Origin of the sequence: Polynucleobacter sp. AP-RePozz3-80-G7, from assembly GCF_018882145.1 — a bacterium.
Lineage (GTDB): Bacteria > Pseudomonadota > Gammaproteobacteria > Burkholderiales > Burkholderiaceae > Polynucleobacter.
In genome coordinates this window covers 250,588-273,620 of sequence record NZ_JACVPC010000002.1, presented here as the reverse complement: position 1 = coordinate 273,620, position 23,033 = coordinate 250,588, and the positions used below count along the sequence as shown (strand labels likewise).

The 23,033-nt window shown below is 44.9% G+C and carries 27 protein-coding genes and 2 tRNA genes; 17 read left to right on the top strand and 12 right to left on the bottom strand.

The window, feature by feature from the left end:
* Nucleotides 1-120: 120 nt before the first annotated feature.
* From ftsH to ICE90_RS06755, 6 genes are all read left to right on the top strand, one after another.
* On the top strand, nt 121-1,998 hold the full coding sequence (gene ftsH / locus ICE90_RS06780) for an ATP-dependent zinc metalloprotease FtsH (protein ID WP_216191649.1): 1,878 nt from the start codon (nt 121-123) through the stop codon (nt 1,996-1,998).
* A gap of 48 nt (nt 1,999-2,046) precedes the next feature.
* Nucleotides 2,047-2,886 (top strand): dihydropteroate synthase, encoded by an 840-nt coding sequence (folP, locus tag ICE90_RS06775; RefSeq protein WP_216191647.1) that lies wholly within the window; start codon nt 2,047-2,049, stop codon nt 2,884-2,886.
* A 29-nt stretch (nt 2,887-2,915) separates the two neighbouring features.
* Nucleotides 2,916-4,259, top strand: coding sequence for a phosphoglucosamine mutase (glmM, locus tag ICE90_RS06770; RefSeq protein ID WP_216191646.1), 1,344 nt, complete (start codon nt 2,916-2,918; stop codon nt 4,257-4,259).
* A gap of 100 nt (nt 4,260-4,359) precedes the next feature.
* Nucleotides 4,360-5,187: a hypothetical protein gene (locus ICE90_RS06765; RefSeq protein WP_215319814.1), complete on the top strand. Its 828-nt coding sequence runs from the start codon at nt 4,360-4,362 to the stop codon at nt 5,185-5,187.
* Nucleotides 5,184-5,750 carry a chromate transporter gene (locus ICE90_RS06760; protein ID WP_216191645.1) on the top strand — a complete coding sequence of 189 codons (567 nt, stop codon included), beginning with the start codon at nt 5,184-5,186 and terminating at the stop codon, nt 5,748-5,750. Before ICE90_RS06765 ends, ICE90_RS06760 begins: the two co-directional genes overlap by 4 nt.
* Nucleotides 5,747-6,271 (top strand): chromate transporter, encoded by a 525-nt coding sequence (locus ICE90_RS06755; RefSeq protein ID WP_216191644.1) that lies wholly within the window; start codon nt 5,747-5,749, stop codon nt 6,269-6,271. Before ICE90_RS06760 ends, ICE90_RS06755 begins: the two co-directional genes overlap by 4 nt.
* Nucleotides 6,272-6,282: 11 nt before the next feature.
* Here ICE90_RS06755 and ICE90_RS06750 read toward each other — a convergent pair whose 3' ends face one another.
* Nucleotides 6,283-8,373, bottom strand: a complete 2,091-nt coding sequence (locus ICE90_RS06750) for a TonB-dependent receptor (protein ID WP_255533323.1) — start codon at nt 8,371-8,373, stop codon at nt 6,283-6,285.
* 66 nt (nt 8,374-8,439) lie between these two features.
* Nucleotides 8,440-8,808, bottom strand: a complete 369-nt coding sequence (locus tag ICE90_RS06745; RefSeq protein WP_216191643.1) for a hypothetical protein — start codon at nt 8,806-8,808, stop codon at nt 8,440-8,442.
* A gap of 60 nt (nt 8,809-8,868) precedes the next feature.
* Here ICE90_RS06745 and ICE90_RS06740 point away from each other — a divergent pair.
* The 6 genes from ICE90_RS06740 (at nt 8,869) to ICE90_RS06715 (ending at nt 11,506) form a co-directional block, all read left to right on the top strand.
* Nucleotides 8,869-8,945 (top strand) — tRNA-Pro (locus tag ICE90_RS06740).
* 36 nt (nt 8,946-8,981) lie between these two features.
* A tRNA-Arg gene (locus tag ICE90_RS06735) sits at nt 8,982-9,058 on the top strand.
* Nucleotides 9,059-9,140: 82 nt separating this feature from the next.
* Nucleotides 9,141-9,533 carry a hypothetical protein gene (locus tag ICE90_RS06730; RefSeq protein ID WP_216191642.1) on the top strand — a complete coding sequence of 131 codons (393 nt, stop codon included), beginning with the start codon at nt 9,141-9,143 and terminating at the stop codon, nt 9,531-9,533.
* 72 nt (nt 9,534-9,605) lie between these two features.
* Complete coding sequence (locus ICE90_RS06725; RefSeq protein WP_216191641.1) at nt 9,606-10,289, top strand: DUF3313 domain-containing protein; 684 nt, start codon at nt 9,606-9,608, stop codon at nt 10,287-10,289.
* A gap of 9 nt (nt 10,290-10,298) precedes the next feature.
* A complete protein-coding gene (locus ICE90_RS06720; RefSeq protein WP_255533322.1) occupies nt 10,299-10,562 on the top strand; it encodes an EF-hand domain-containing protein in 264 nt (87 codons plus the stop codon).
* Nucleotides 10,563-10,612: 50 nt separating this feature from the next.
* Nucleotides 10,613-11,506, top strand: a complete 894-nt coding sequence (locus ICE90_RS06715; protein ID WP_216191639.1) for an alpha/beta fold hydrolase — start codon at nt 10,613-10,615, stop codon at nt 11,504-11,506.
* A gap of 68 nt (nt 11,507-11,574) precedes the next feature.
* On the opposite strand, the gene ICE90_RS06710 is transcribed toward ICE90_RS06715, so the two are convergent.
* From ICE90_RS06710 to wrbA, 4 genes are all read right to left on the bottom strand, one after another.
* On the bottom strand, nt 11,575-11,760 hold the full coding sequence (locus ICE90_RS06710; RefSeq protein WP_072582447.1) for a hypothetical protein: 186 nt from the start codon (nt 11,758-11,760) through the stop codon (nt 11,575-11,577).
* Between the two features lie 90 nt (nt 11,761-11,850).
* Nucleotides 11,851-13,266: an FAD-binding oxidoreductase gene (locus ICE90_RS06705; RefSeq protein ID WP_216191638.1), complete on the bottom strand. Its 1,416-nt coding sequence runs from the start codon at nt 13,264-13,266 to the stop codon at nt 11,851-11,853.
* Between the two features lie 2 nt (nt 13,267-13,268).
* Complete coding sequence (locus tag ICE90_RS06700) at nt 13,269-13,652, bottom strand: DUF2069 domain-containing protein (RefSeq protein ID WP_216191744.1); 384 nt, start codon at nt 13,650-13,652, stop codon at nt 13,269-13,271.
* A gap of 17 nt (nt 13,653-13,669) precedes the next feature.
* Entirely contained in the window at nt 13,670-14,278 is a 609-nt protein-coding gene (gene wrbA, locus ICE90_RS06695) for an NAD(P)H:quinone oxidoreductase (RefSeq protein ID WP_215322216.1), read from the bottom strand.
* 22 nt (nt 14,279-14,300) lie between these two features.
* Here wrbA and ICE90_RS06690 point away from each other — a divergent pair, with 22 nt between their 5' ends.
* The 4 genes from ICE90_RS06690 (at nt 14,301) to ICE90_RS06675 (ending at nt 18,009) form a co-directional block, all read left to right on the top strand.
* Nucleotides 14,301-15,149, top strand: a complete 849-nt coding sequence (locus tag ICE90_RS06690; RefSeq protein WP_215322215.1) for a YhjD/YihY/BrkB family envelope integrity protein — start codon at nt 14,301-14,303, stop codon at nt 15,147-15,149.
* Nucleotides 15,150-15,227: 78 nt separating this feature from the next.
* Complete coding sequence (locus ICE90_RS06685) at nt 15,228-15,683, top strand: CBS domain-containing protein (protein ID WP_216191635.1); 456 nt, start codon at nt 15,228-15,230, stop codon at nt 15,681-15,683.
* Between the two features lie 43 nt (nt 15,684-15,726).
* Nucleotides 15,727-16,839 carry a chorismate synthase gene (aroC, locus tag ICE90_RS06680; protein ID WP_216191633.1) on the top strand — a complete coding sequence of 371 codons (1,113 nt, stop codon included), beginning with the start codon at nt 15,727-15,729 and terminating at the stop codon, nt 16,837-16,839.
* Nucleotides 16,840-16,851: 12 nt separating this feature from the next.
* Nucleotides 16,852-18,009, top strand: coding sequence for an MFS transporter (locus ICE90_RS06675; RefSeq protein ID WP_216191631.1), 1,158 nt, complete (start codon nt 16,852-16,854; stop codon nt 18,007-18,009).
* A 13-nt stretch (nt 18,010-18,022) separates the two neighbouring features.
* On the opposite strand, the gene ICE90_RS06670 is transcribed toward ICE90_RS06675, so the two are convergent.
* Genes ICE90_RS06670 through ICE90_RS06650 form a run of 5 tightly spaced genes read right to left on the bottom strand, consistent with a single transcriptional unit; the run spans nt 18,023 to nt 21,634 of the window.
* On the bottom strand, nt 18,023-18,817 hold the full coding sequence (locus tag ICE90_RS06670; protein ID WP_216191629.1) for a peptidylprolyl isomerase: 795 nt from the start codon (nt 18,815-18,817) through the stop codon (nt 18,023-18,025).
* 47 nt (nt 18,818-18,864) lie between these two features.
* A complete protein-coding gene (locus ICE90_RS06665; protein WP_216191627.1) occupies nt 18,865-19,149 on the bottom strand; it encodes a BolA family transcriptional regulator in 285 nt (94 codons plus the stop codon).
* Complete coding sequence (locus ICE90_RS06660) at nt 19,146-19,694, bottom strand: septation protein A (RefSeq protein WP_216191625.1); 549 nt, start codon at nt 19,692-19,694, stop codon at nt 19,146-19,148. Before ICE90_RS06660 ends, ICE90_RS06665 begins: the two co-directional genes overlap by 4 nt.
* Before the next feature lie 24 nt (nt 19,695-19,718).
* Entirely contained in the window at nt 19,719-20,132 is a 414-nt protein-coding gene (gene msrB, locus ICE90_RS06655) for a peptide-methionine (R)-S-oxide reductase MsrB (protein ID WP_215322204.1), read from the bottom strand.
* A 35-nt stretch (nt 20,133-20,167) separates the two neighbouring features.
* Nucleotides 20,168-21,634, bottom strand: coding sequence for a YdiU family protein (locus ICE90_RS06650; protein WP_216191623.1), 1,467 nt, complete (start codon nt 21,632-21,634; stop codon nt 20,168-20,170).
* 54 nt (nt 21,635-21,688) lie between these two features.
* Between ICE90_RS06650 and ICE90_RS06645 the strand changes: the two genes are divergently transcribed.
* Entirely contained in the window at nt 21,689-22,171 is a 483-nt protein-coding gene (locus ICE90_RS06645; protein WP_215322200.1) for a PaaI family thioesterase, read from the top strand.
* Nucleotides 22,172-22,173: 2 nt separating this feature from the next.
* On the opposite strand, the gene ICE90_RS06640 is transcribed toward ICE90_RS06645, so the two are convergent.
* A complete protein-coding gene (locus tag ICE90_RS06640; RefSeq protein WP_216191621.1) occupies nt 22,174-23,031 on the bottom strand; it encodes an NRDE family protein in 858 nt (285 codons plus the stop codon).
* Nucleotides 23,032-23,033: the final 2 nt, after the last annotated feature.

The window sequence follows — 23,033 nt, the reverse complement described above, 5'->3', positions numbered from 1 at the left end:
TTTTTATAGGGTTTTATCAAATATATACGCCTTTAGCCCTTGAAAAAGGGTGGTAGTAGAATCAAATACTTAGGAAGCAAATCGCTTTAACTCCTGGTTCAATCCAGAAAAGGACTCATTTTGAACAGCAATATGTTCCAAAAAATCGGTGTGTGGCTCATTGTGGGCTTGGTGCTTTTCACTGTTTTTAAACAGTTTGATAAGCCTAAGGACCAAACTCAGGTGACGTATTCCCAATTCATGGATGACGCTAAAGCCGGCAAAGTAAAGCGCGTAGATGTACAAGGTCGTACATTGCAAGTAACGCCTGCTGACGGCGCTAAATACTCCATCATCTCTCCAGGTGATATCTGGATGGTTGGTGATCTCATGAAATATGGAGTTCAAGTTACCGGCAAAGCTGATGACGAACCGAATATGTTGGTTTCTGCTTTGTACTATCTTGGCCCTACCTTATTAATTATTGGCTTTTGGTTTTTCATGATGCGCCAAATGCAAGGTGGCGGTAAGGGCGGTGCATTCTCCTTTGGTAAATCTAAAGCGCGCTTGATTGACGAGAACAGCAATACGGTTACCTTTGCCGATGTTGCAGGTTGCGATGAAGCCAAAGAGGAAGTCTTTGAGATTGTTGATTTCTTAAAGGACCCACAAAAGTTTCAAAAGCTTGGTGGCCGCATTCCGCATGGTGTATTGCTCGTAGGCCCTCCGGGTACTGGTAAGACCCTTTTAGCTCGCGCCATCGCGGGTGAAGCTAAGGTGCCATTCTTCTCGATCTCCGGCTCTGACTTCGTGGAGATGTTTGTTGGTGTTGGTGCATCACGTGTTCGTGACATGTTTGAAAACGCCAAGAAAAATTCTCCTTGCATCATCTTTATTGATGAGATTGATGCTGTTGGTCGTCATCGCGGTGCCGGCATGGGCGGCGGCAATGATGAACGCGAACAAACGCTAAACCAAATGCTGGTTGAGATGGATGGTTTTGAAAGTAATAGTGGCGTGATCGTAGTAGCCGCTACTAACCGCTCTGATGTGCTTGATAAAGCTTTATTGCGTCCAGGACGTTTCGATCGACAAGTGCACGTAGGTTTGCCAGATATTCGCGGTCGTGAACAAATTTTGCAAGTGCATATGCGCAAAGTACCGATTGATCCTGATGTCAACGCCGCCGTTTTGGCAAGGGGCACTCCAGGCTTCTCAGGCGCAGATTTAGCGAACCTGGTGAATGAATCTGCATTGTTTGCAGCACGTCGTAATAAGCGTGCAGTAGATATGAAGGACTTTGAAGACGCTAAAGACAAGATTTATATGGGTCCTGAGCGTAAGTCTGCTGTTATGCGCGAGGAAGAGCGTCGCAACACCGCATATCACGAGTCTGGCCATGCTGTTGTAGCTAAGGTTTTGCCTAAAGCTGACCCTGTTCATAAAGTTACCATCATGCCGCGAGGCATGGCTTTGGGTGTGACTTGGCAGTTACCAGAGTTTGATCGCGTGAACTTGTATAAAGATCGCATGATGGAAGAGTTGGCCATATTGTTTGGTGGTCGTGCTGCTGAAGAGGTGTTCTTGCATTCTTCAAGTACTGGCGCTTCCAATGATTTTGAGCGCGCCACGAAAATGGCTCGTGATATGGTGACTCGTTATGGCATGAGTGATAGCTTGGGTACCATGGTCTATGTTGATACCGAATCAGAAAGTATTTTTGGTCGCAACAGCACCAAAACAGTTTCTGAACTAACCCAACAAAAGGTAGACGCTGAAATACGTACGTTGATTGATAGCCAATATGCCTTAGCTAGATCGATCTTGGAACAAAACCGAGATAAGGTTGAGGCGATGGTTGCAGCTTTACTGGAATGGGAAACCATTGATGCAGAGCAAATCAACGACATCATGGAGGGTCGCCCGCCGCGTGCACCTAAGCCCCCACCCGCAACTCAGTTTGGTAATTCCGCTGGTACCCCTGGCCCTGCTGCTGGCAGCGCTCCAGCCACCGCTTAATTACCCTGTTTAGCTGTGTCTTTGATGCACAATCAAAGCCTTCAAGAGATGCCCACAACTTGGCGTTGTGGGCGTTTTCTTTTTGACTGCTCCAAACGCAAGCGCCCGATTGTGATGGGCATTCTGAATGCAACTCCGGATTCATTTTCTGATGGCGGTAAATTCAGAAATGCTGATGATGCTATTGCACAAGCGGAGTTAATGATCGAAAACGGGGTTGATCTCATTGATATTGGCGGGGAATCAACTCGTCCTGGTGCTGAACCAGTAGCGCTGCAAGAAGAGTTGGATAGAGTGCTTCCGGTCATTGAGGCATTAAAGGATTGCGGTGTCCCTCTATCAATAGATACTTATAAAGCAGAAACAATGCGCCAAGCTTTGCTTGCTGGCGTTGATTGTGTTAATGATATTTGGGCCCTCAGGCAAGCAGGGGCTTTAGAGGTCGTGTTGGAAAGTAGCGACTGCGGGATTGTATTAATGCACATGCAACGCGACCCCTTAACAATGCAATTTAACCCTGAATATCAGGACATCATTGCAGAGGTAAGACAGTTTCTAAATGATAGAGCGAAGCTTTTAATCTCCAAAGGCATTGGTGGTAACCGCATTGCTATTGATCCAGGATTTGGCTTCGGTAAGAGCTTGGAACATAACCTCAATATGCTGGCAAACTTTGCCGACTTCTCCGCTTTAGGCCTGCCCGTATTAGCGGGAATTTCACGTAAATCGATGATTGGCAAAATCACTGGTAAGGATGCTAATGACCGTGTAGCCCCAAGTATTGCGGCGGCAATCATGGCCGCAGATCGTGGCGCTCAAATTATCCGGGTCCATGATGTACCCGAGACTGTTGATGCTCTAAAGCTTTGGGAGGCTATAAACACTTAGTGACGCATCTAAGTTTTATAATGAAATTCATGAAAAAACAATACTTTGGTACTGATGGCATTCGAGGAGAAGTAGGGCTATTTCCAATCGTTCCAGAATTTATGACTCGCTTAGGCTACGCTGCTGGCAAAGTGTTAACAAGTGATGCCAAACCGGGTGAACGGTGCAAAATTCTCATCGGTAAAGATACGCGCGTTTCGGGATACTTATTAGAGGCAGCATTGGAGGCTGGTTTCGCTGCTGCAGGTGTAGATGTGATGCTCTGCGGTCCTATTCCAACCCCTGGCGTTGCATATCTCACTAAGGCATTGCGTTTGTCTGCTGGCTTAGTGATTTCAGCTTCTCATAACCCCTATCAAGATAATGGCATCAAGTTTTTCTCTGCAAAAGGCGATAAGTTGTCTGATGAGTTTGAGCTTGCCATTGAAGCTGAATTAGAAAAACCTATGGGTTGTGTAAATTCAAAAGAACTTGGTAAAGCCTTTCGCTTAGATGATGCTGCAGGACGCTACATTGAGTTTTGTAAATCAACATTTCCAGGTGAGTTAAATCTCAAGGGATTGAAACTTGTAGTGGATTGCGCTAATGGAGCCGCATATCACACAGCTCCCCATGTTTTTCATGAGCTAGGTGCTGAAGTGATCCCAATTGGCGTTAGCCCTGATGGTCGCAATATCAATGATGGTTGCGGAGCAACGGCACCGGCAGCTTTAATTGCTAAAGTTAAGGAAGTGAATGCAGATCTCGGTATTGCTCTAGATGGTGATGCTGATCGCCTGCAAATGGTTGATGCTTCTGGTCGTTTATTTAATGGTGATGAGCTTTTGTATGTACTTGCAAAAGATCGCTTGGATCGTGGACAGCAGATTGGTGGTGCTGTAGGCACTTTAATGACTAATCTTGCAGTTGAAAACGCTATTAAAGATCTAGGCATCGGTTTTGAGCGCGCCAATGTAGGTGATCGCTATGTTTTGGAATTACTCAAACAAAATGGTTGGATCATTGGTGGCGAAGGGTCAGGTCATCTGCTTTGCTTAGACCAGCACTCCACAGGTGACGGCACAATTGCGGCACTTCAAGTGTTAGCGGCAATGAGTCAAAACAAAAAGAGCCTTGCGCAATTATTGGATGCTGTCAAAATATTCCCGCAGATACTTTTGAATGTGAAGTTTAAACCCGGTTACGACTGGAAGAGCGACGAAAGACTAAAAAACCAAATCACCAAGGTTGAGACTGATCTCCAAAACATTGGTAGGGTTCTGATTCGTGCATCCGGTACGGAGCCTTTATTGCGCGTTATGGTGGAGACAAAAGATGCTGATATCGCAATGAGTGCAGCCAAAAGTATTGCTGATTTGGTTCGCACTGCCTAACCCACTCAATTCGCTAAGAGCTTGGTTTACCCACTTACAACCTCATGAACTGATTTAATTTCACGAGTTGGTGATAAGCTCAAGAAAAAAGGATTATTTTATGAAGCTGCATCCATCCATTACCAATAGAGAATTTAAATTACTCATCAAGCCAAAGGGTCTTGATCGTCACGGCAGAATTTTGCTTCTTAGCGAACAAATTGTGAAGTTTTGCAAGAAAAGTAAGGTGGATTTTTTTCACCTTGATAATGCAAATACCGGGCTACGAAATATTTATTTTTACGATACTCCCGGTGAAGATTTCCGTTTAAATAATATTATTTTGCGAGTTCGAGAGTCACGACAAAACGTGTGGGTTGATGACTATGCAGAAGTCACCCTCAAGTGTCGAACCCATGACATGGAGCATGCGTCCAAATTTAATCCAGCCCCACAAAAGAAAATAAAATCCAGGGCTCGCTTTAAAGAGGAAATCTTACGTGGCGATGCCTTGGGTTCTAAACGTCAAATCTTCTCAAACAATGCAATTTTGGATGCCGTTCCAATTGATAGTTTATTTGACAGATCAATTAGTGCGATTTGTGAGTATTTTCCAGGCATGGCAAATCTTTCGATAGATAAAAAAACTCCCGTACATATTGTTGGCGGTCCTACCAATAAGATTCTTGAAGCCTGCTTGCCATTAGGAAACCTGGTTTTTGGAGATGGTGTGCAAGCGCATTGTGAAATTGCCATTTGGATGAGGACTGCTGGCGACCCTATTGTAGGCGAGCTTGCCTTTTCATATCGCGTAAACGATGAAAATCGCTCACAAGCCAAGGCTCATAAGAGGGCGGATAAGTTTTTTAAAAAGCTTCAAACTGAATTGGCTGATTGGTTAGAAATTGGTAGTACAAAAACGGCATTAATCTATGGAAAGCCTGAATGAGCTCCGCAAACTTAACTGATGAAGATTTGTCAGTAAGTTTACATGACCTCTTTTTCCAGTTTTTACTCATCGGCGCAGTAAGTTTTGGTGGAGGAATCATTGCTTATGAACGCATTCTTTTAATTGAAAAAAGACGCTGGCTTACTGCCGATGAATTCATGGGCTATCTTGCAATTAGCCAAACTATGCCAGGCTTAAATTCAGTGAACTTAGCGGTGTTAGCCGGAGATCATTTGCGCGGCATGTTAGGCGCTTTCGTGTCAACCATCGGCCTAATACTTCCTGGATCTCTATTTGTACTAATTATTGGTGTTGCATACACCACGAATACAGATCACCCACTAGCAAATATCATTTTGTCTGGAGTTGCAGCAGCTGCATGTGGTTTACTGGCGGCAATTACTTATCGGATCGGTGACGAGCACTGGAAGCGTCTCAAGTCACTTCTCATTATTGTGCCAACCTTTATTTTGATGAGTCTGGTAAAGCTAAGTCTACCCATCGTCCTATTAATAATGGCTCCGATAGCAATTTATATTTATCGCCCAAGAGTTAGCTCATGAACCATTTAGTTTCATTAGCACTCAGCTTTGGCTTACTGTCACTCCTGGCGGTAGGTGGCGGGACCGCTGTATTACCGGAGATGCAATCCTTACTAGCTCATCAATTTGGCATTGATCACCTGCGTTTTGTACATATTTATAGTATCGGACAAATTGCACCAGGCCCTAATATGTTGATGGTCTTGGTGATCGGATTTCAGGTTGCTGGCCTAGTAGGAGCGGTAGTTGTTCTGCTCTCATTTTTCTTGCCATCGAGTATTTTGTGCTTTTATGCTGGTCGTATTTGGAATCGCTTTGGTGAAAGCCCTTGGCGCAGAACCATTCAAAATGCTTTGGAGCCCATTTCGATTGGACTAATGATATCCGGCGTCTATGCTGTTGCCAAATCTTCTATCGTTAGTCCTATTACTTTGGGATTGGCTTTAATTTCCCTGTATTTCATTTTGAGAACAAAAATCAATCCTGTATTTGTAATTCTGGGTTCAGGGCTGCTTGGTTTTTTTCTACACAGATATCTTTAGTGCAGCCTTTATTAAAAAGCAGCCCTAACGCCAGCCATCAAACTTCTTCCAGGTTGCGGAGCATATAGTCTCACCGACATCGGTGTGGTTGCATATCGAATCTCTTCATTCAAAATATTTTTCAACATCAGATAACCAGTCCAATTTACCTTTCCAATGCGCTCAGTGTAGGAGAGGTTGGCATTTACTAAGTTGTAACTCGGCGTAGGACCAATTTCCCAACTAGCTAATTTATTTTGTTGATAACTATAAATATAGGTAGCACTTGTTAGCCAGCCGTTACGTTGGTAAGCCAATTCAGTGCCTAGTCGAGGAGCTGGCTGTAATGGAAGATTGCCCCCAGAGGTAAATGTTCCTTGCGAAACATCCCCAAATAATCTACCCCCAACACCAGTTTCATTCCAGTTATAGCTAAGCTCAGCTTCTGCGCCCTGAATAGAGGCATTCGCTTGAGAGGCCTGAACCACGGAAAAGTTTGCATTGGCTTGACTGTAGGCCCCCGTGTAATAGCCATAAATATAGTTACTAAATTGGTTCCTATAGATGCTAGCTTTGCTACGGATTATGCCCAAGCTTTTCTGAAAGCTTAGCTCTAGATTGTGTGATGTTTCAGTGCTTAAATTTGCATTTCCGATATCAAATGTTGCCGTTGAATCATGTGGACCATAGGAGTAAAGCTCTTGTGCAGAAGGCGCTCTTTGAGAAACCGTATAAGCAAGGCCTATGCCATAACCTTTGGCAATATCCAACATTCCTCCAGCAGAATAGGACATTAAATTAAATTGCCGACTTTGAAGTGATGGGGGCCCATAGGAGGTGGGCACAAATGCTTGACTGCTTGTGCTTGGAAACTGCGTTCCTGAATTGGGGTTTTGAGTGGCATAGTTATAACGCGCCCCCAGATTTGTTTTTATAGGGCCATATCTACCTTCCTCCACCAAGAAAAGTGCAGTTGAATTTGATTTTGTCTGTGGAACAATGGCGTAATTATTCGTAGATAAATCAGTTGCATTTAGATTGGAGCCAATTAACTGCACCCCCAGAATGCCCTTAGATCCCAATAGCTCTTTATGAGCCATCTCTAATCTCGCCTCAGTGGCGGTGTTGTTCCATTGTGTGGAGGCTACCCCATTATTGGTAAATTCAGTATGTTGGTAATTGGTATTGGCAGCACTAATTTTGACTGAGCTAAAGCCATCAAACGGATCATTAGTTTGGTGAGCAAAATCGTAACGATTCTGAGACTGCTGAATAAAGCCACCTTCAGCAGTAGGAATTCCGTAGTTATGATTCATGCGCTCTAAGGAGACGCCGGTATATCCATCGGAGCGAACATAACTTGCGCCTAGCCCCATGCTATTTTCATTGCTGAAAGAGAATGGAAGCTTGCCGCTATAAGGAATATTCACGGGCTGACCAGGGTTGATAGACCAATTGGCATTTGGTCCGCCTTGTTCTGCAAATCCTGGGATGCGATAGTTATTAGAATTACTAATCGCCGAATCAAAATGAAGCGCTAAAGGTCCAGCAGGCGCATCTAATTCAATATTGGCAGTCTTGCCTTGATTCACTGTCTCATAGCTTGTATTAAGAGCGCCTGAGACCATATCGGGCATCGTAGTAACAATGCGGTCATTCACAACGTTTACCAAGCCACCGCTTGAGCCGGATCCATAAAGCAGGGCAGAGGCACCGCGCAAGATTTCGATCTGATGCGTATTTTGCATAGGACTTGCCACTGCATGATCCGCGGAAATACTAGATACATCCCCGGCAGATAAGCCATTTTGAAGAATCTGAACACGGGAACCATCTAACCCTCGAATAACCGGTCTTGATGATCCCGCACCATAACCCGTCGCAGATATTCCCAGCTCATTGGCAAGTGTTGCTCCTAGTGTTCCGGAAAGCTTATTTTGAAGTTCATCCCCAGCTAATACTTTATTCGGCGAGAGGAATCCTTGACCGCCATCTCGCACACCCGTGACATCTAGTTGAGGCAAAGCCTCTGCCTGGTTTTGAGACCAAGCAGGATTCATTAGCAAGATACAGGCCAGCGCTATTAGGTGGGTAAAACTAAATTGTTTAAAACGATAATTCATATTCATCCAGATTCACCAATACATGGTGAGCATTTAAAACGGAGGTGCGCAATAGAGCGCTTTGTTTTAAAGGATGAAAGTAGGGGGAGCGCGTGAGTGGTAAGAGTTACCAGTCAAACTTCGTAACGAAGGATTGCTTGAATTTTGTTGATCTGAGGCGCTGATCAAAATGACTTCAGCATCAGTGTGACTGCTCGGTACAAATCCTGCAAGTGAAAGTGCATCAAACAAATGACATGTATCAGAGCTGTGATTGAAGCTCTTATCAATATTGTTCGATGCGTTAGCTTCTATAGATTGCTTTTGGAAGCCTGCATGAGAAATACCGTGTGAGAGGCCTACCCAGTGGGTGCCTAGCAAGCAAAATACTAGCAATGCCGCTGTAAGCGCGGCATGAATTTGCTTTGTAAATTTGCTTGAAAAATAGGCAATCATGGGACGAATCTTACAGGATTTGCCTCGAATGGCTCTCTCGGTGTAGAATATCGGTTCCGTCGGAGTGTAGCGCAGCCTGGTAGCGCACCTGCTTTGGGAGCAGGGGGTCCAAGGTTCGAATCCTTGTACTCCGACCACTTTCCCTTATTGTTCTAAATATACCCAGCATATAACTGCCCATAGCTCAGCTGGATAGAGCAACGCCCTTCTAAGGCGTAGGTCGCACGTTCGAATCGTGCTGGGCAGGCCAGATATCCACCGTTCGCACCATAGCTTTCAAAGCTCCAATCATTTATGGTCACCTTTAGGCTGCATTGTCATAGAATGCTTCGATGAATATTCATTTGATCAAGATTAGTACATGTCTAATTGGCTCGGTCTTAATTCTTTGTTCGTGCTCTACCGCTAAGTTAGAGGCACGCCTTGAGGCCAATCCTCAATGTAAAGAAGTTGTTAACTCTAAAACAGGTGCTTTAATGCCTTGCCCTGGCTCGGATAAGTCTTTTTATAGAGAGGTTGGTTTAGCGCCAGCAAAGTCGGCTCCGGTAGTAAGTGCTCCAATCACTTCATCTCCAACGGCAGCAACTTCAATGCAGGCACCATTAAATAATATTTCAACATCTGTGCCAGTAGGGTCAACCCAGACGACTCGATCTCAAGTTGAATGTAAGCCCCAGATTCATAAAAAGACGGGCGGAACCATGCCCTGTCCAGCCCCGGACTAAATTGATAAAGGTATGATCATCTTTATTAATAGAAGTCTTACAAGGTAACTTAACCCATCACTCGGAATCGCCATGAATAAAATGAAAGTGCTGTTAGCAACATTTGCTACGGCAATGACTTTGGCTGCATGTAGCAATGCACCTAAATTAGCAACAGAATCCATGCCTAGATCGGGCTTCTTGCCTGATTACAATCTTTTAGTTCCAATGGCTAGCAGCGATAAAGATACTCGTATTTGGAGATACCGTATTTCAGGTGTGAACCCTGGTTCATACACCGCAGTAATCTTGGACCCGATTTACCTGAATCAAAATGCCACCAAGTCAGTCAGCATGGATGATATTAATAAGGCAAAAGCCGCGCTACAGGTCTCTATGGTTGAGGCTGTTAATTCTCGCGGCACCATCAAGATAGTTAATAAACCAGGACCTGGTGTTGCGCGCATCTCTGTTGGCATCACTGGCGCGGAAAGTTCAGCCGATAGTTTGCAACCCTGGAATTTCACCCCAATTGGTTTGGCAATGAATGCAGCTGCTTATGCTGGTGGCGTAAATTCCAAAACACCAGCGCTGTTGGTTGAGAGCAAAATAACTGATAGTCAATCAAAACAATTATTAGGAGAAGGCTTGATTACCATTCAAGGGGAATCCTTTAGGACTAACGCCGGATCTGCAGATTCATTTGTTGCAATGGCGAAGAAAGTGGTCCGCTCAGCAATGGAAACATCCGCCAACCCAGTGCCAACTGGTCAATAAGTCTTCATCATGAAATCACTCATTCAAAAAATAGTCGCCATTGCCTTGGCATCCTTTATTGGAATTCCATTGTTGGCTATAGCTGATGATGCATCTCGCGATAAAGAAATTGCTGAGCGATTTGCTAAATGCGATGTCAATCATGATGGCAAGTTAACTAGAGAAGAAGCTAATGGTTGCATGCCTCGTATCTATGACCACTTTAGTTACATCGACTCAAGCAACAGAGGTTATGTAACTGTGGCTGAAATTCAGGCTATGGCTAATCGTTGATATTTAAAATATAAGAGCCTCCTGTGAGGCTCTTTTTTATTGGGTTAATGATGTCTGTATCTTTTCCAGGTTTTGAAGCTAAAACATTTTCCACTGACTCTGAAGATGGTTCAATTGATATCTCATATCTCATTGGTGGTAACGGTCCTCCATTGTTGCTACTCCATGGGTTTCCCCAAACGAAGGCCATCTGGAGCCAAGTAGCTCCTGAGTTAACCAGAAACTTTACGGTAGTTGCTGCTGACTTGAGGGGATATGGTGCGTCATCAAAGCCCCACGGCAAAATTGATCACTCAACATATTCAAAAAGATCAATGGCCGCAGATCAACATGCATTGATGAAAAGTTTAGGTTTTAATCAATTCTTCTTGCTTGGACATGACAGAGGTGGAAGGGTTTCTCATCGCCTGGCAATGGATTTTCCTGAGAGTGTTTTGCGCTTAATGGTCCTAGACGTATCTCCAACATTAACCATGTATGAGAACACCACCATGCAGTTTGCTAAGGGCTATTGGCATTGGTTCTTTCTCATTCAACCGGAGCCAGTTCCAGAAACCTTAATCGGTGCTAATCCTGAGTTTTGGTTAAAAAACCATATGGGTCGCCATGCGGGCACAGGGATATTTTCCCCAGATCGATGGTCGGAATATTTGGCTGGGGCCAGCAATCCAGAAGGCATGCATGCTATGTGTGAAGATTACCGAGCCGCTGCTACGACTGACCTCATCCACGATCGCTCCGATCGTGCTGCAGGCAAGATGTTGAAGATGCCACTGAAGGTGTTGTGGGGTGAACATGGCTTAGTAAACCAGTGCTTTAAACCCTTAGAGGACTGGGGGGCTGTGGCAAGGGATGTTTCTGGAAAAGCTGTTCCCAGCGGTCACTACATACCAGAAGAGATTCCTGACGTATTGCTGGCGGAGGTCAGGAACTTTTTTGGCTAAAAACTCAACAAGTCAGCTTTAAAACAAAAAAACCCTAAATAAATCAAATATTTAGGGTTTTTTAACAATCACTCAGGGTGAAAGTTATTGCTTGCCATGAAGCTAATAGTACGTTCGAAGCCAAGGATCCGGATATAACGCCAAGCAATATCTCGGTATTTACTGTCCAGGTAGCCAATAGCTACTTCAGGCGTCCTTGTGGACAAGTCGATCTCTTGAATTGCGCGGGCCCAACGTTTGAGTCTTGTTGACATATTTGTCACCTCCATGCCTATACAACGCATGAAAAAGCGGTTGAGATGACACGAATTACAAAATATTTATCAAAAAAACAGCTGTTTTTCTTAAATGGAGACAACTTTATGGGGATTAAGGATATTTTGGGGGTCTAAAGCTCTTTTGAGGGTCTTCATGAGCTCGTGGGCAACTTCACCCTTATGAGCCCTTAAGCCCTCCAATTTGAGCTGTCCTACCCCGTGTTCTGCAGAAATGGAGCCATTACAGCGCTCGACCTGGGCATATACGAGCTCATGAATGGGCTTTTCATTGATTTCATTGAAGGTCTTGGGGTCTGTGCCCAAGGGTGGGGCAATGTTGTAGTGCAGGTTTCCATCCCCTAAATGGCCAAAATTGATGATTCTGACACCCGGAAACTTTGTCCTCATCAAGGCATCGGTTTCTTTGATAAAGCGATCAAGCGATGAGAGGGGGATGGTGATGTCATGTTTGAGGTTTGCGCCTTCTTCGGCTTGCGCTAGCGTAATGTGTTCCCGCATATGCCAAAAAGCATTGGCTTGACTTAAGTTGCTGGCAACAACGGCGTCGCTGATGAGTCCTGATTCAAATGCTTCCTCCAAAATGGTTTCCAGAAGTTGCCTGACATGATCCTCGCTCTCATGATCTGACAATTCAATCAGTACGGTAAATGGCGGCTTACCTTGCAGTGGATTTACCATCTGTGGAAAGTGTTTCTCATTTAACTCCAAAGATTCCTGGGTCATCATTTCAAATCCGGTCAGAAGTGAAGTTGCCCGTTTCTGAAAGAGATTTAAAAGTGCAATTGAAGAGGCGATGGTTTCACATGCGACAAGGGTGGTCCATTGAGAGATCGGTAGTGGGTATAGCTTCATGACTGCAGCAGTAATGATTCCCAAAGTACCTTCAGATCCAATAAACAAGTCACGCAAATCGTAACCCGTATTGTCCTTGCGCAAACCTTTAACGCCATTCCAAATCTCACCTTTAGCAGTAACAACTTCAAGACCTAGACATAAATCACGTGCATTACCGTAGCGCAACACATTAGTTCCACCGGCATTGGTTGCTAAGTTACCGCCGATCATGCAACTACCCTCAGCACCCAGACTTAAGGGAAATAAAAATCCCTGCTCAGCAGCTTTTTCTTGCACGGCTTGCAAAATACATCCCGCCTCGAGTGTGATCGTTTGATTTGCAATATCGATTTCACGAATCTGATTCATGCGCTTGAGATTGAGGATGACTTGCTTACCGCTGTTATCGGGTGTAGCGCCGCCACAAAAGCCGGTATGTCCTCCTTGAGGGACTATAGCAACCTGGCTTGCGGCGCAGAGCTTGACGATATTTGCTACTTCAGTAGCATTACCAGGTAAAAGAACTGCAAGCGCTTTTCCCGTAAAGCGTTTACGCCAATCAGTTAAGTAGAGCGCTTTATCCCCATCTTGAGTCAGAATATATTTTGTCTCAAGGACTGTGGATAACTGATTGATGAAGTTTTGCATTTTTACTCCGCAGCCGCCTTTTTTAGAGCCTTAGCTTCTTTTTTGATGGGCTTTAGATACATGAGTAAACAGACAAAGCCAATGGTCGACAAAATAGTTTCGAGGAGCGCAAGCCAAAAGTTAGCACCTGTTTCGAGAATGCGAACTAAGCCTTCGGTTGTATATAGCAATATCAACATTGAGGCCCACTGCATTGTGTAAACCCTTCCTTTCCATATCCCAGGAATAGCGAATAGCAAAGGGATGCCTTTCAGGATTAACCAGGATCCACCAGGTCGGAGAGGGGAGACGAACCACTCCCAACAGACACACAAGATAAATAAATCAATAAAAGCAGCTGTTGCTATAAGTTGGTATGGATTTTTGTCGAGACTCTTTTTTATCATGATGACTGCTGAATGCATTACCTTTTGTTTTGAAAAAGCATTAAGGCAGCTTCAGCTAAACGCTTACCCTGTGCCTTTGCTAGGCGCTGCTCTTCAGGGCTGATAGGCGCACGTCCATCGGCATGGGCGAGATGAGTTACTCCATAGGGACTGCCGCCTGTATTTGAAGACATGAGGTCAGGCTCGCTGTAAGGAATGCCCATCAGCATCATGCCGTGATGCAACAGTGGAATCATCATTGTTAAGAGGGTGCTTTCTTGACCGCCATGCATGCTGCCGGTACTCGTAAAGACGCAGGCCGGCTTACCAATTAAGGCGCCATTCAACCACTCTGAAGAACTACCGTCCCAAAAGTATTTCATCGGCGCTGCCATATTGCCAAAACGAGTCGGAGACCCTAAAGCAAGACCAATGCACTCCTTTAGGTCTGAATATTCAGCGTAAGGCGCTCCATCCTGGGGAACGGCTGCCTCAGTAGCTTCACAAACCGCAGAAATGGGGGGCACGGTTCTCAAGCGGGCATTTGCCCCTGGTACGCTCTCGATACCCTCGGCAATCAGGCGCGCCAGATCCTTGGTTGCACCATAACGGGAGTAGTACAAAACTAAAATATCGTGTTGGCTCATATTGATCTCTTATGATACGGCGATGCGCCTTATTCGTAACCCCCAATTATGGCTCTCTCTGGCTAAAGAGATCTGGGAGCGTAATCGCGGTCAAAATTTGAAGCAAATTGCAGCCAGCCTAGCATTTACAACAACTTTATCCATGGTGCCGATGGTCACGATCGCCACCATACTGATCGGCCACCTCCCACGCGTAATTCAAGTAAAAAATACCTTTAGATCCTGGCTTTTGGATACCTATATGCCAGGCGGCATTAATCAGCAGGCATTTATTTATTTAGAGCAATTCTCATCCCAAGCGAAAGGCTTAACCTATGTGGGCTTGGCCGGACTGATCATCACGACAATCATGACTTTAGCGGTGATTGAGGGTGCCTTTAACCAAATATTCAAGGTCACTGCAAGACGCCCTTTGTATAAAAAAATTGTGATCTATAGTGCGGCAACTATCCTAGGTCCAATCATGCTTGGCGTTGGTATTTACTTGAGTGGCGTTTTATTTAGTGCTTCAGAAGGCTGGATCAGCGCGGTATCTTTTGGCTTTCAACTGGTGGCCGCGATTGCCCCAATCTTTTTGGCCATTCTGGTCTATGCAGTGGTCTACAAAATTCTTCCTTACGCCAAGATTTTGTGGCAAGACGCCTTTACGGGAGCTTTTGTTGCAGCGCTTGCCTTTGAGCTAATGAAGTTTGGATTTGCCATTTTCTTGGGCAATACAGCCTTCTATAAAACGGTATATGGCGCTTTTGCGATCTTGCCTCTCGGTTTAACGTGGATCTATATGACCTGGTGGATTACCTTAACTGGCGCGGTATTGGTGGCTAATTTGCCGGATATTCGAAGCGGTGTCATTAGGGTTATTCGTTACTAAAAGTTGCGTCTAAGCTCTTGATTAGCGGAGTTCTTGAGTCTATATTGGATCTATAAATACATTGTTTTCGGAGACCAAATGAAAGTTCGTGACATATTACGCGTCAAGGGAAGCACCCTTTTTACAGTAGCCCCTGATACGGCGCTGCAAACTGCAGTGCTAGTAATGAGTGAGCACGACATTGGTTCATTGGTGGTCATGGAGTATGACAAACTGGTTGGCATTCTGACCTTCCGTGAAGTTATTGCCGCTTTAGCTAAACATCAAGGCAAGCTTGAAGGTCTTCAAGTAAATACTGTGATGAATCAAACACCTTTGACCTGCAATATGGAAACCGAGATTGATGAGGTTCGGCGCATGATGCTGGTAGACCATGCGCGCTATTTGCCAGTAGTCGATCAAAAGATGTTGATGGGCGTTATTTCTTTCTACGACGTAGCAAAATCGGTGGTGGAAGCCCAGGACTTCGAAAATACGATGCTCAAGGCCTATATTCGTGATTGGCCGGAAGATACTGAAAAAGCAGCTTCCTAAGTCGTTCTAGCCATCATTTTCCGACAAATGACATAATGTCGATATGTCAGGAAATACTTTAGGCCTACTTTTTACTGTTACCACTTTTGGTGAATCCCACGGTCCCGCAATCGGGGCGGTGGTTGATGGTTGCCCGCCAGGTATGAATCTTTCAGAAGCTGACATTCAGTTGGACTTAGATCGTCGCAAACCAGGTACATCTCGTCACGTTACGCAGCGCAAAGAAGAGGACAAAGTTGAGATCCTTTCCGGTGTGTTTGAGGGCAAAACAACAGGCACCCCTATTGCGCTATTAATCCGTAATACAGACCAACGCAGCCAGGATTATGGTGATATCTTGCAGACCTTTAGACCTGGTCATGCTGATTATGCGTATCAAAATAAATATGGCATTCGTGACCCCCGTGGTGGCGGTCGCTCATCCGCTCGCTTAACGGCGCCAGTTGTTGCTGCCGCTGCGATCGCCAAAAAATGGCTTCATGAGAAATATGGCACTGAGTTTTATGGCTATATGAGTCAATTGGGCGAACTTGAAATTCCATTTAAAGATGCCGCTCAGATTGACCGGAATCCATTCTTTGCCGCTAATTCTGAAATCATCCCTCAGCTTGAAGGCTATATGGATGAGTTACGTAAAGCAGGGGATTCTTGTGGGGCACGTATCGAGGTAAGGGCTCGTAATGTTCCTGTTGGCTTGGGTGAGCCTTTATTCGATAAGTTGGATGCAGATATTGCGCATGCCATGATGGGTATCAACGCCGTTAAAGGTGTTGAGATTGGCGCTGGCTTTAAGTCGGTAGTTCAGCGCGGTAGCGAGCATGGAGATGAGCTTCATCCCGATGGCTTTGCAAGCAATAACTCTGGCGGTACTTTGGGCGGCATTAGTAGCGGTCAAGATCTGCGTGTTTCTATCGCAATCAAACCAACTTCGAGCATCATGAGCCCGAAGCAGTCTGTCGATTTAGATGGAAAGCCGATTACAGTTCAAACCAAAGGCAGGCATGACCCTTGCGTTGGTATTCGTGCAACACCGATTGCTGAAGCAATGTTAGCGCTAGTATTAATGGATCATGCTCTACGCCATCGCGCTCAATGCGCTGATGTACCAGATGCTGCGTCTATTCCAGCCTCTCAACCAGGCTCATTTCGCAATTAATTGGCTTAATCGATGACGCCTTCGCTACGCTGGGCCTTCGGGTCCTTTTTCTTTTTATATTTCGCTTATGTTGGGTTAGTTTCTCCATACGCTAGCCTGTTCTTTTTAGAACGGGGCTTTAGTGTTATAGAGATTGCTGCATTGATGTCTATGTTGCAGATCACCCGCATTGTTGGCCCTTTTTCTTGGGGTTGGTTATCGGACTACCTTTCTAATCGGATTAGCATTATTCGATTCTGTGCATGTCTTGCAGCGGTAGTTTTCTTATGCATTTATTTCTTGCATAGCTACATCGGATTTTTTATTTGGATGTTTGTGTTGCACACCATTTTGAGTAGTTTGATGCCGCTTGGTGAGTCAGCCACTATTCATGCCTTATACAAAGATAATTCCTTTGATAAGCGTTACGGACGCTTGCGTCTCTGGGGGTCTATCGGCTTTATTGCCATGGTTCTTGCTGCAGGAGAGCTATTCCAGCGCAAAAGCATTGGGCTTTATCCCATTGTGGGCACCGTTGTTTTAATTGCCCTAGCTCTTATTACTTTTTGTCTACACGAGCCCAAGATGGAGCGTCGCAAAATGGTGAAAGGGGAGTTATTGGTTGTGCTTTTTAATCCAGATGTTCGGTGGTTTCTAGTGTCTGGATTTTTTATGATCTTTGCCCACGCTGCTTTATATGTTTTTTACTCTCTTTATCTCTCAAACCTTGGGTACAACAAATTTCAGATTGGCCTGTTTTGGGCTCTAGGAGTTTTCGCTGAAGTCATTTTCTTTTACTTTCAAAGCAAGGTATTGAGTCGGTTAGATGCCGAGGTGATATTGCAGGCCGCCTTTGGAATTGGAGTAGTCAGATTTGCTTTAATAGCCTTCCTGCCAATCACTTCCGTTTTGATATTGGCGCAATTAATGCATGCTGGCACTTTTGCTGCGCACCATAGTGCCGCTACAAAACTTTTGCAACGTTGGTTCACGGGCCCGGTACAGGCTAGAGGTCAAGCTTTGATGGCTACCATCTCATACGGTCTTGGCGGAACGCTCGGGGGGTTATGTGCTGGTTGGATATGGGAGACATCTCAACCTAGAGATGTATTTGTAATGTCCGCATTTGCTTGCGGACTGGCGGGTATGGCGATCCAAAAACTCAGACCGCGACATTACCCCGCTAGATAGAGCTACCAGCTTTTTATTGAATCTTTGCCTTAGCGCGTAGTTTTTGCATCATTTCTGAGAACTTCGCCTTTTGCCAATTCTTATCAGAGATGATCATCTGCTTCAATTGAGCCTTCATTTCTTCAAAGCTTGGGGCTTGAATATCACGAGAGTCCATCACCTTAATGATGTGCCAACCAAACTGTGATTTCACAGGCTTATCAGTGATTTGCCCATTTTTGAGCTGCACCATTGCTTTAGAAAACTCTGGTACTAATGCTTTATCGCTAACCCAGCCAAGATCGCCGCCATTTTTAGCGGAGCCCGGGTCCAGTGACTTTGCTTTAGCGATATCTTCGAAATTAGCGCCCGCCTTAAGCTGTGCAGTAATTGCCTTGGCATCGGCTTCTTTTTCTACCAAGATATGTTCTACCTGATATTCCTTGCCACTGTATTGCGCCTTTGCAGATTCATAAGCGGCTTTCAGATCGGCTTCTGCAACACCTTCTTTTTCAACATAATCCTCAAATACGGCAGCTACTAAAACCCCTATACGCGCTTGCTCTAATTGCTCACGTACCATTTCATTCTGAATGACCCCGCGCTTGTCAGCTTCTTGCAGTACCAATTCACGGGTGACCAACATCTCACGAGCTTGATCGCGTACCTGAGGATTATCGGGCTGTCCTGAACGTTGAACTAGCTTATCTAATTGCACTTTAGGAATTGCCTTGCCATTCACGATGACGGCATTCTGTGCGATAGCATTTGCAGATAAAAGAGTGGCTCCAAGAAGGCCGATTGAGAGTATTTGACGTTTATTGATCATGGTTTTAATAATTAATTAAAAGGGAATAGAGCCATTCTAAAGTAGCCCTAGACAGCAACTTCGTCTGGGGCTAGGGCGGTAATGGTTAGGGCATGAATTTCCTTGGGAATATGGCGATTCAAGGCAGCATAAACAGCTCTATGACGAGCCACTAGGTTCAAACCTTTAAACTCTGAGGCGATGATTTCAAGTCGAAAGTGACCGCCGCCACTAGCTGCGCCTGCATGGCCAGCATGAAGATGACTTTCATCTTCAATCTTTAAGGCTTGAACCTGAAAACCTTTCCGTAGATCTTCATCGAAAGCGGCAATCCGTTGTTGATTGATGCTCATTCGCTTGGGTGCTCCATGTGCTTGGAGAGCCAAACTCCTTGAAGAATGACAAAAATTAATAAGAGGCCAGTACTGCCGAATAATTTAAAGTTAACCCAAGTTTCTTCTGAGTACTCAAAAGCAACATACAGATTGAGTGCGCCCATGAAGAAAAAGAATATAGCCCAAGCCACATTGAGGCTACGCCAAACTGAATGCGCTGATGCTGCTTTGAGCGTTACCTGCTTTCCCATTAATACTTGTATCCAATTCTTTTGAAAAAACTGAGTACTGATAAATAGGGCGCCTGAAAAGAGCCAGTAAAGCGCTGTCGGCTTTAATTGAATAAATGTTTTGTCATGCAAGAAGATTGTGAGGCTGCCAAACACAACAATCATGACAAGACTTATCCATTGCATGGCATCGATCTTGCGATGGCGGTAATAGACCCAAAGAATCTGTCCGATAGTGGCAACCATAGCTACGATAGTCGCTGTGTATATATCACCCAGCTTAAATGCGACAAAGAAGAGAATGATAGGGAATAGGTCGAATAAAAATTTCATAAAGTGATTATCCAGCTATTTAATTTATTCATCTGTTTTTGCAGGTATAGCGTTAGTGCCTGGCTCAAAACTCAAGGATGCAGAGTTAATACAGTAGCGCAAACCGGTTGGCATAGGGCCATCCTCAAATACATGGCCTAAATGCGCATCGCAATTTGCGCAACGGACTTCGGTACGAATCATGCCATGAGTAGTATCTCGAATTTCCTTAATAGAGGATGCAACTTCTGGTGCGTTATAGCTTGGCCAACCACAACCAGCGTCGAACTTGGTCTCTGATAAAAAGAGTGGCGTACCGCAGCAAACGCACTGATAGCGACCTTTGTCCCAGTGATCCCAGTATTTGCCAGTAAAAGGCCGCTCGGTTGCCGCTTCTCGAGTGACGCGGTACTCTATATCACTTAATGATTGCTTATATTCTTTATCTGTTTTTGTCATTTTGACTCCAATAATATGATTTTCTTATTAAACACCTATGAGGAGCAGCTTACTTCGACCATATCCATATCTGGTGGCGGAGCTAGCGAGTAAGAAGCAAATTCTGGCTGATCATCAAACGGGTTGCTTAAAATCTTAAGAAGCTTTGATACCTCAGAAAAGTCTTTTTTCTGCGCCTGTTCAATGGCGAACTGGGCAAGATGATTTCGCAGGATGTATTTTGGGTTTACTCGATTCATTGCTAGGTGTCGCTCTGAATCATTGCTGGATTCACTCTGTAAGCGAGCTAAATAATCAACGAACCAAAGATCAATTGCATCACGGTCAATAAAATCATCTCTTAAGGAAATCTGCGAAATAGGCAGTTTTGACTTGAGCTTTCCAAGGTTGCGAAAGAAGTTCGTGAAATCCACCTTCGAATCATGCATTGCCTGCAATAACCGTTCAATCAGGGCGACGTCCCCATCTTGCTCCGTACTAAATCCCAATTTATTACGAAACAACGATTGCCAAGCTCTCGCATAAGTATTTGGGAACTCTTCAAGGGCTGAACGCAGTAGATCTTGGGCTTCTTTTTCACCGTGGCGGAGCTCAAGTAGTGGAATCATGGCGCTGGCCAAGCATGCCATATTCCAATGCATGATTTGTGGTTGACGATGGTAGGCATAACGACCACCTTGATCGCTATGGTTGCAAATATGGTCGATCTGAAACTGGTCTAAAAATCCAAAAGGGCCATAGTCAATAGTCAATCCAAGCACGCTAATATTGTCACTATTGAGAACCCCATGACAAAAGCCCACAGCCTGCCATTGAGCGACTAAATTAGCGTTGCGTGCGCAAATTCTTTTAAATAATTCCAAGTAAGGCTCATCAGTCTGTAGGGATTCTGGGTAATGTATTTCTATGAGGTAATCTGCGAGCTCTTTTAACCTTGCATGGTTTTGCAGTGAAGCGTAATGCTCAAAGTGGCCAACCCGAATAAAGCTTGGTGCTAAGCGAGCACAAACCGCTGCAGTCTCTAAAGTTTCTCTTCTGACGGGCATATCTGAGCCAACAATTGAAAGCGCTCTCGTAGTTGGAATGCCCAGAGCATGCATTGACTCGCTGCATAAGAATTCCCTTATAGACGAGCGCAGTACAGCACGACCATCACCCATGCGGGAGAATCGCGTTATCCCAGCCCCTTTAAGCTGTAATTCTTGGCTAGCAATATCGCCTAACAATATTGCGCGTCCATCACCCAGTTGACCAGCCCATACCCCAAATTGATGTCCGCTATAGGCTGTTGCCATAGGATTTGGAAATTGATGGTTGGCTGTATTTAAACCGTTACCAGACAATACCTCTAGCCATGTTTTATCTACGGGCAGATGATTTTCGTCCAGGTCGATACCCACCAATTTGGCGGAAGAGGGTGAAAATGCGACCCAGTAGGGATTGGGTATCGGGGTGGGGAGGGTTGCTTGGCAGGCATCATTGCCGCTTAAAGTAAAGGCCATGGAGGTATTCTAGGTGGATTTACTAAATCACGTGCATGGCTCTAAAATTAATCTATGAATAAACAAGTCCAAATGAATCCACAAGCACAATTAGCTAATTTAGGCGAAGAGTTGAATGTGCCCTTTTTAAAGCTTTTGGGTGTTCGTTGCTTAAGCGCTGAAATGGGCAAAGGGGAGATTTTGCTAGCCCTCAAACCCGAGCACAACAACACCTGGGAAGTAGCACATGGAGGCGTTTTGTTAACGCTAATGGATGTAGCTATGGCTGTTGCTGCACGTTCTGGAGATCCTGGTGATCGTAGTGTGGTAACCATTGAGATGAAGAATAATTTCATGCAAGCCGCTACTGGTGTATTAAGAGTTAAGGCTGATACCGTTCGCAGAACTGCAACGATGGCTTTTTGCGAAGCCAAGCTTTATAACGATCAAGGTGAAATTTGCTGCATGTCTACCGGTACTTTCAAGTACCTGAAGCGCTTAGTAGCTCGTAATGCAGATGGCGATCGAGTTATAAACGATGATGGTCGCTTTGAGTAATGCTAAACAGATAAATTTGAATCTGATGCAGAGCTAAGGACGCCCGTAACAACGTCATGACCTACAGTTCCTGAAGCGTCAAAGCGACGCTCCACCATCTCAAACTGACCGTCTTTCCGTACCCTCAAAACTGTACTTGAACGCGTTCCATAGGTGGGGGTTTTAATAAACGCGGGAGATAGTGCCTTCTCCCATTCACGACTAACCCCCGTGTTAGGAAGTTCGTTATCACTAGCGTGGTGCGTGTCTGCTAATAGCTTTAAATACGGATCTGCATTTTTAAGTTGCCCTTGATCCATAGCCAATGCCTGAGCAAATGCAGCTACACGGTGATTTACTTTTGGCCACGGAGTATCAAGCATGGCATTAGACAAACCATAAACTCCTGGCTCTAACGTTTGTTGTGGAAAAACTTTCCGCGGACGAATACTTTGCCCAATCATCATACGATTGCTGACCCAATGCATTTCGGCATTGGCTGGATCACTTAAATCCGCCATCAAAAGATTAAAGCCGTTGTATTGCTGAAAACGCTTTGCATTTCCTTGGATAAATTCCGAGGGGCGCTCATTACCGGTGAGGTACATCAAAGACAGTTCACCACGCGTTCTAGAATCAGGATTTTTTTCGCTAGGCGCTCGAACATTTGTTAAGGCTGCAAATTTTCCGGTTTTGGTAAATCCAAGCCAGGTGCCGGGATTACCCAATACATCAGCCCGATCTCTGCCTGCCAAAACATGAGGATGTTCAGACCACCAAGAAACACCATCGGTATTGCGTTCGTAAAACTCATCACGGTTCGCCGCTACCACCAGTGAATATTCTGGGTGAGAATTCCAAGCGAAGAGAATAAGGCACATAA

Excerpts from the sequence above, each read along its gene's own strand:
- folP (WP_216191647.1), top strand. The coding sequence starts at position 2,047 with ATGCCCACAACTTGGCGTTGTGGGCGTTTTCTTTTTGACTGCTCCAAA.
- glmM (WP_216191646.1), top strand. The coding sequence starts at position 2,916 with ATGAAAAAACAATACTTTGGTACTGATGGCATTCGAGGAGAAGTAGGG.
- ICE90_RS06765 (WP_215319814.1), top strand. The coding sequence starts at position 4,360 with ATGAAGCTGCATCCATCCATTACCAATAGAGAATTTAAATTACTCATC.
- ICE90_RS06760 (WP_216191645.1), top strand. The coding sequence starts at position 5,184 with ATGAGCTCCGCAAACTTAACTGATGAAGATTTGTCAGTAAGTTTACAT.
- ICE90_RS06755 (WP_216191644.1), top strand. The coding sequence starts at position 5,747 with ATGAACCATTTAGTTTCATTAGCACTCAGCTTTGGCTTACTGTCACTC.
- ICE90_RS06750 (WP_255533323.1), bottom strand. The coding sequence starts at position 8,373 with ATGAATTATCGTTTTAAACAATTTAGTTTTACCCACCTAATAGCGCTG.
- ICE90_RS06745 (WP_216191643.1), bottom strand. The coding sequence starts at position 8,808 with ATGATTGCCTATTTTTCAAGCAAATTTACAAAGCAAATTCATGCCGCG.
- ICE90_RS06730 (WP_216191642.1), top strand. The coding sequence starts at position 9,141 with ATGAATATTCATTTGATCAAGATTAGTACATGTCTAATTGGCTCGGTC.
- ICE90_RS06725 (WP_216191641.1), top strand. The coding sequence starts at position 9,606 with ATGAATAAAATGAAAGTGCTGTTAGCAACATTTGCTACGGCAATGACT.
- ICE90_RS06720 (WP_255533322.1), top strand. The coding sequence starts at position 10,299 with ATGAAATCACTCATTCAAAAAATAGTCGCCATTGCCTTGGCATCCTTT.
- ICE90_RS06715 (WP_216191639.1), top strand. The coding sequence starts at position 10,613 with ATGTCTGTATCTTTTCCAGGTTTTGAAGCTAAAACATTTTCCACTGAC.
- ICE90_RS06710 (WP_072582447.1), bottom strand. The coding sequence starts at position 11,760 with ATGTCAACAAGACTCAAACGTTGGGCCCGCGCAATTCAAGAGATCGAC.
- ICE90_RS06705 (WP_216191638.1), bottom strand. The coding sequence starts at position 13,266 with ATGCAAAACTTCATCAATCAGTTATCCACAGTCCTTGAGACAAAATAT.
- ICE90_RS06700 (WP_216191744.1), bottom strand. The coding sequence starts at position 13,652 with ATGATAAAAAAGAGTCTCGACAAAAATCCATACCAACTTATAGCAACA.
- wrbA (WP_215322216.1), bottom strand. The coding sequence starts at position 14,278 with ATGAGCCAACACGATATTTTAGTTTTGTACTACTCCCGTTATGGTGCA.
- ICE90_RS06690 (WP_215322215.1), top strand. The coding sequence starts at position 14,301 with ATGCGCCTTATTCGTAACCCCCAATTATGGCTCTCTCTGGCTAAAGAG.
- ICE90_RS06685 (WP_216191635.1), top strand. The coding sequence starts at position 15,228 with ATGAAAGTTCGTGACATATTACGCGTCAAGGGAAGCACCCTTTTTACA.
- aroC (WP_216191633.1), top strand. The coding sequence starts at position 15,727 with ATGTCAGGAAATACTTTAGGCCTACTTTTTACTGTTACCACTTTTGGT.
- ICE90_RS06675 (WP_216191631.1), top strand. The coding sequence starts at position 16,852 with ATGACGCCTTCGCTACGCTGGGCCTTCGGGTCCTTTTTCTTTTTATAT.
- ICE90_RS06670 (WP_216191629.1), bottom strand. The coding sequence starts at position 18,817 with ATGATCAATAAACGTCAAATACTCTCAATCGGCCTTCTTGGAGCCACT.
- ICE90_RS06665 (WP_216191627.1), bottom strand. The coding sequence starts at position 19,149 with ATGAGCATCAATCAACAACGGATTGCCGCTTTCGATGAAGATCTACGG.
- ICE90_RS06660 (WP_216191625.1), bottom strand. The coding sequence starts at position 19,694 with ATGAAATTTTTATTCGACCTATTCCCTATCATTCTCTTCTTTGTCGCA.
- msrB (WP_215322204.1), bottom strand. The coding sequence starts at position 20,132 with ATGACAAAAACAGATAAAGAATATAAGCAATCATTAAGTGATATAGAG.
- ICE90_RS06650 (WP_216191623.1), bottom strand. The coding sequence starts at position 21,634 with ATGGCCTTTACTTTAAGCGGCAATGATGCCTGCCAAGCAACCCTCCCC.
- ICE90_RS06645 (WP_215322200.1), top strand. The coding sequence starts at position 21,689 with ATGAATAAACAAGTCCAAATGAATCCACAAGCACAATTAGCTAATTTA.
- ICE90_RS06640 (WP_216191621.1), bottom strand. The coding sequence starts at position 23,031 with ATGTGCCTTATTCTCTTCGCTTGGAATTCTCACCCAGAATATTCACTG.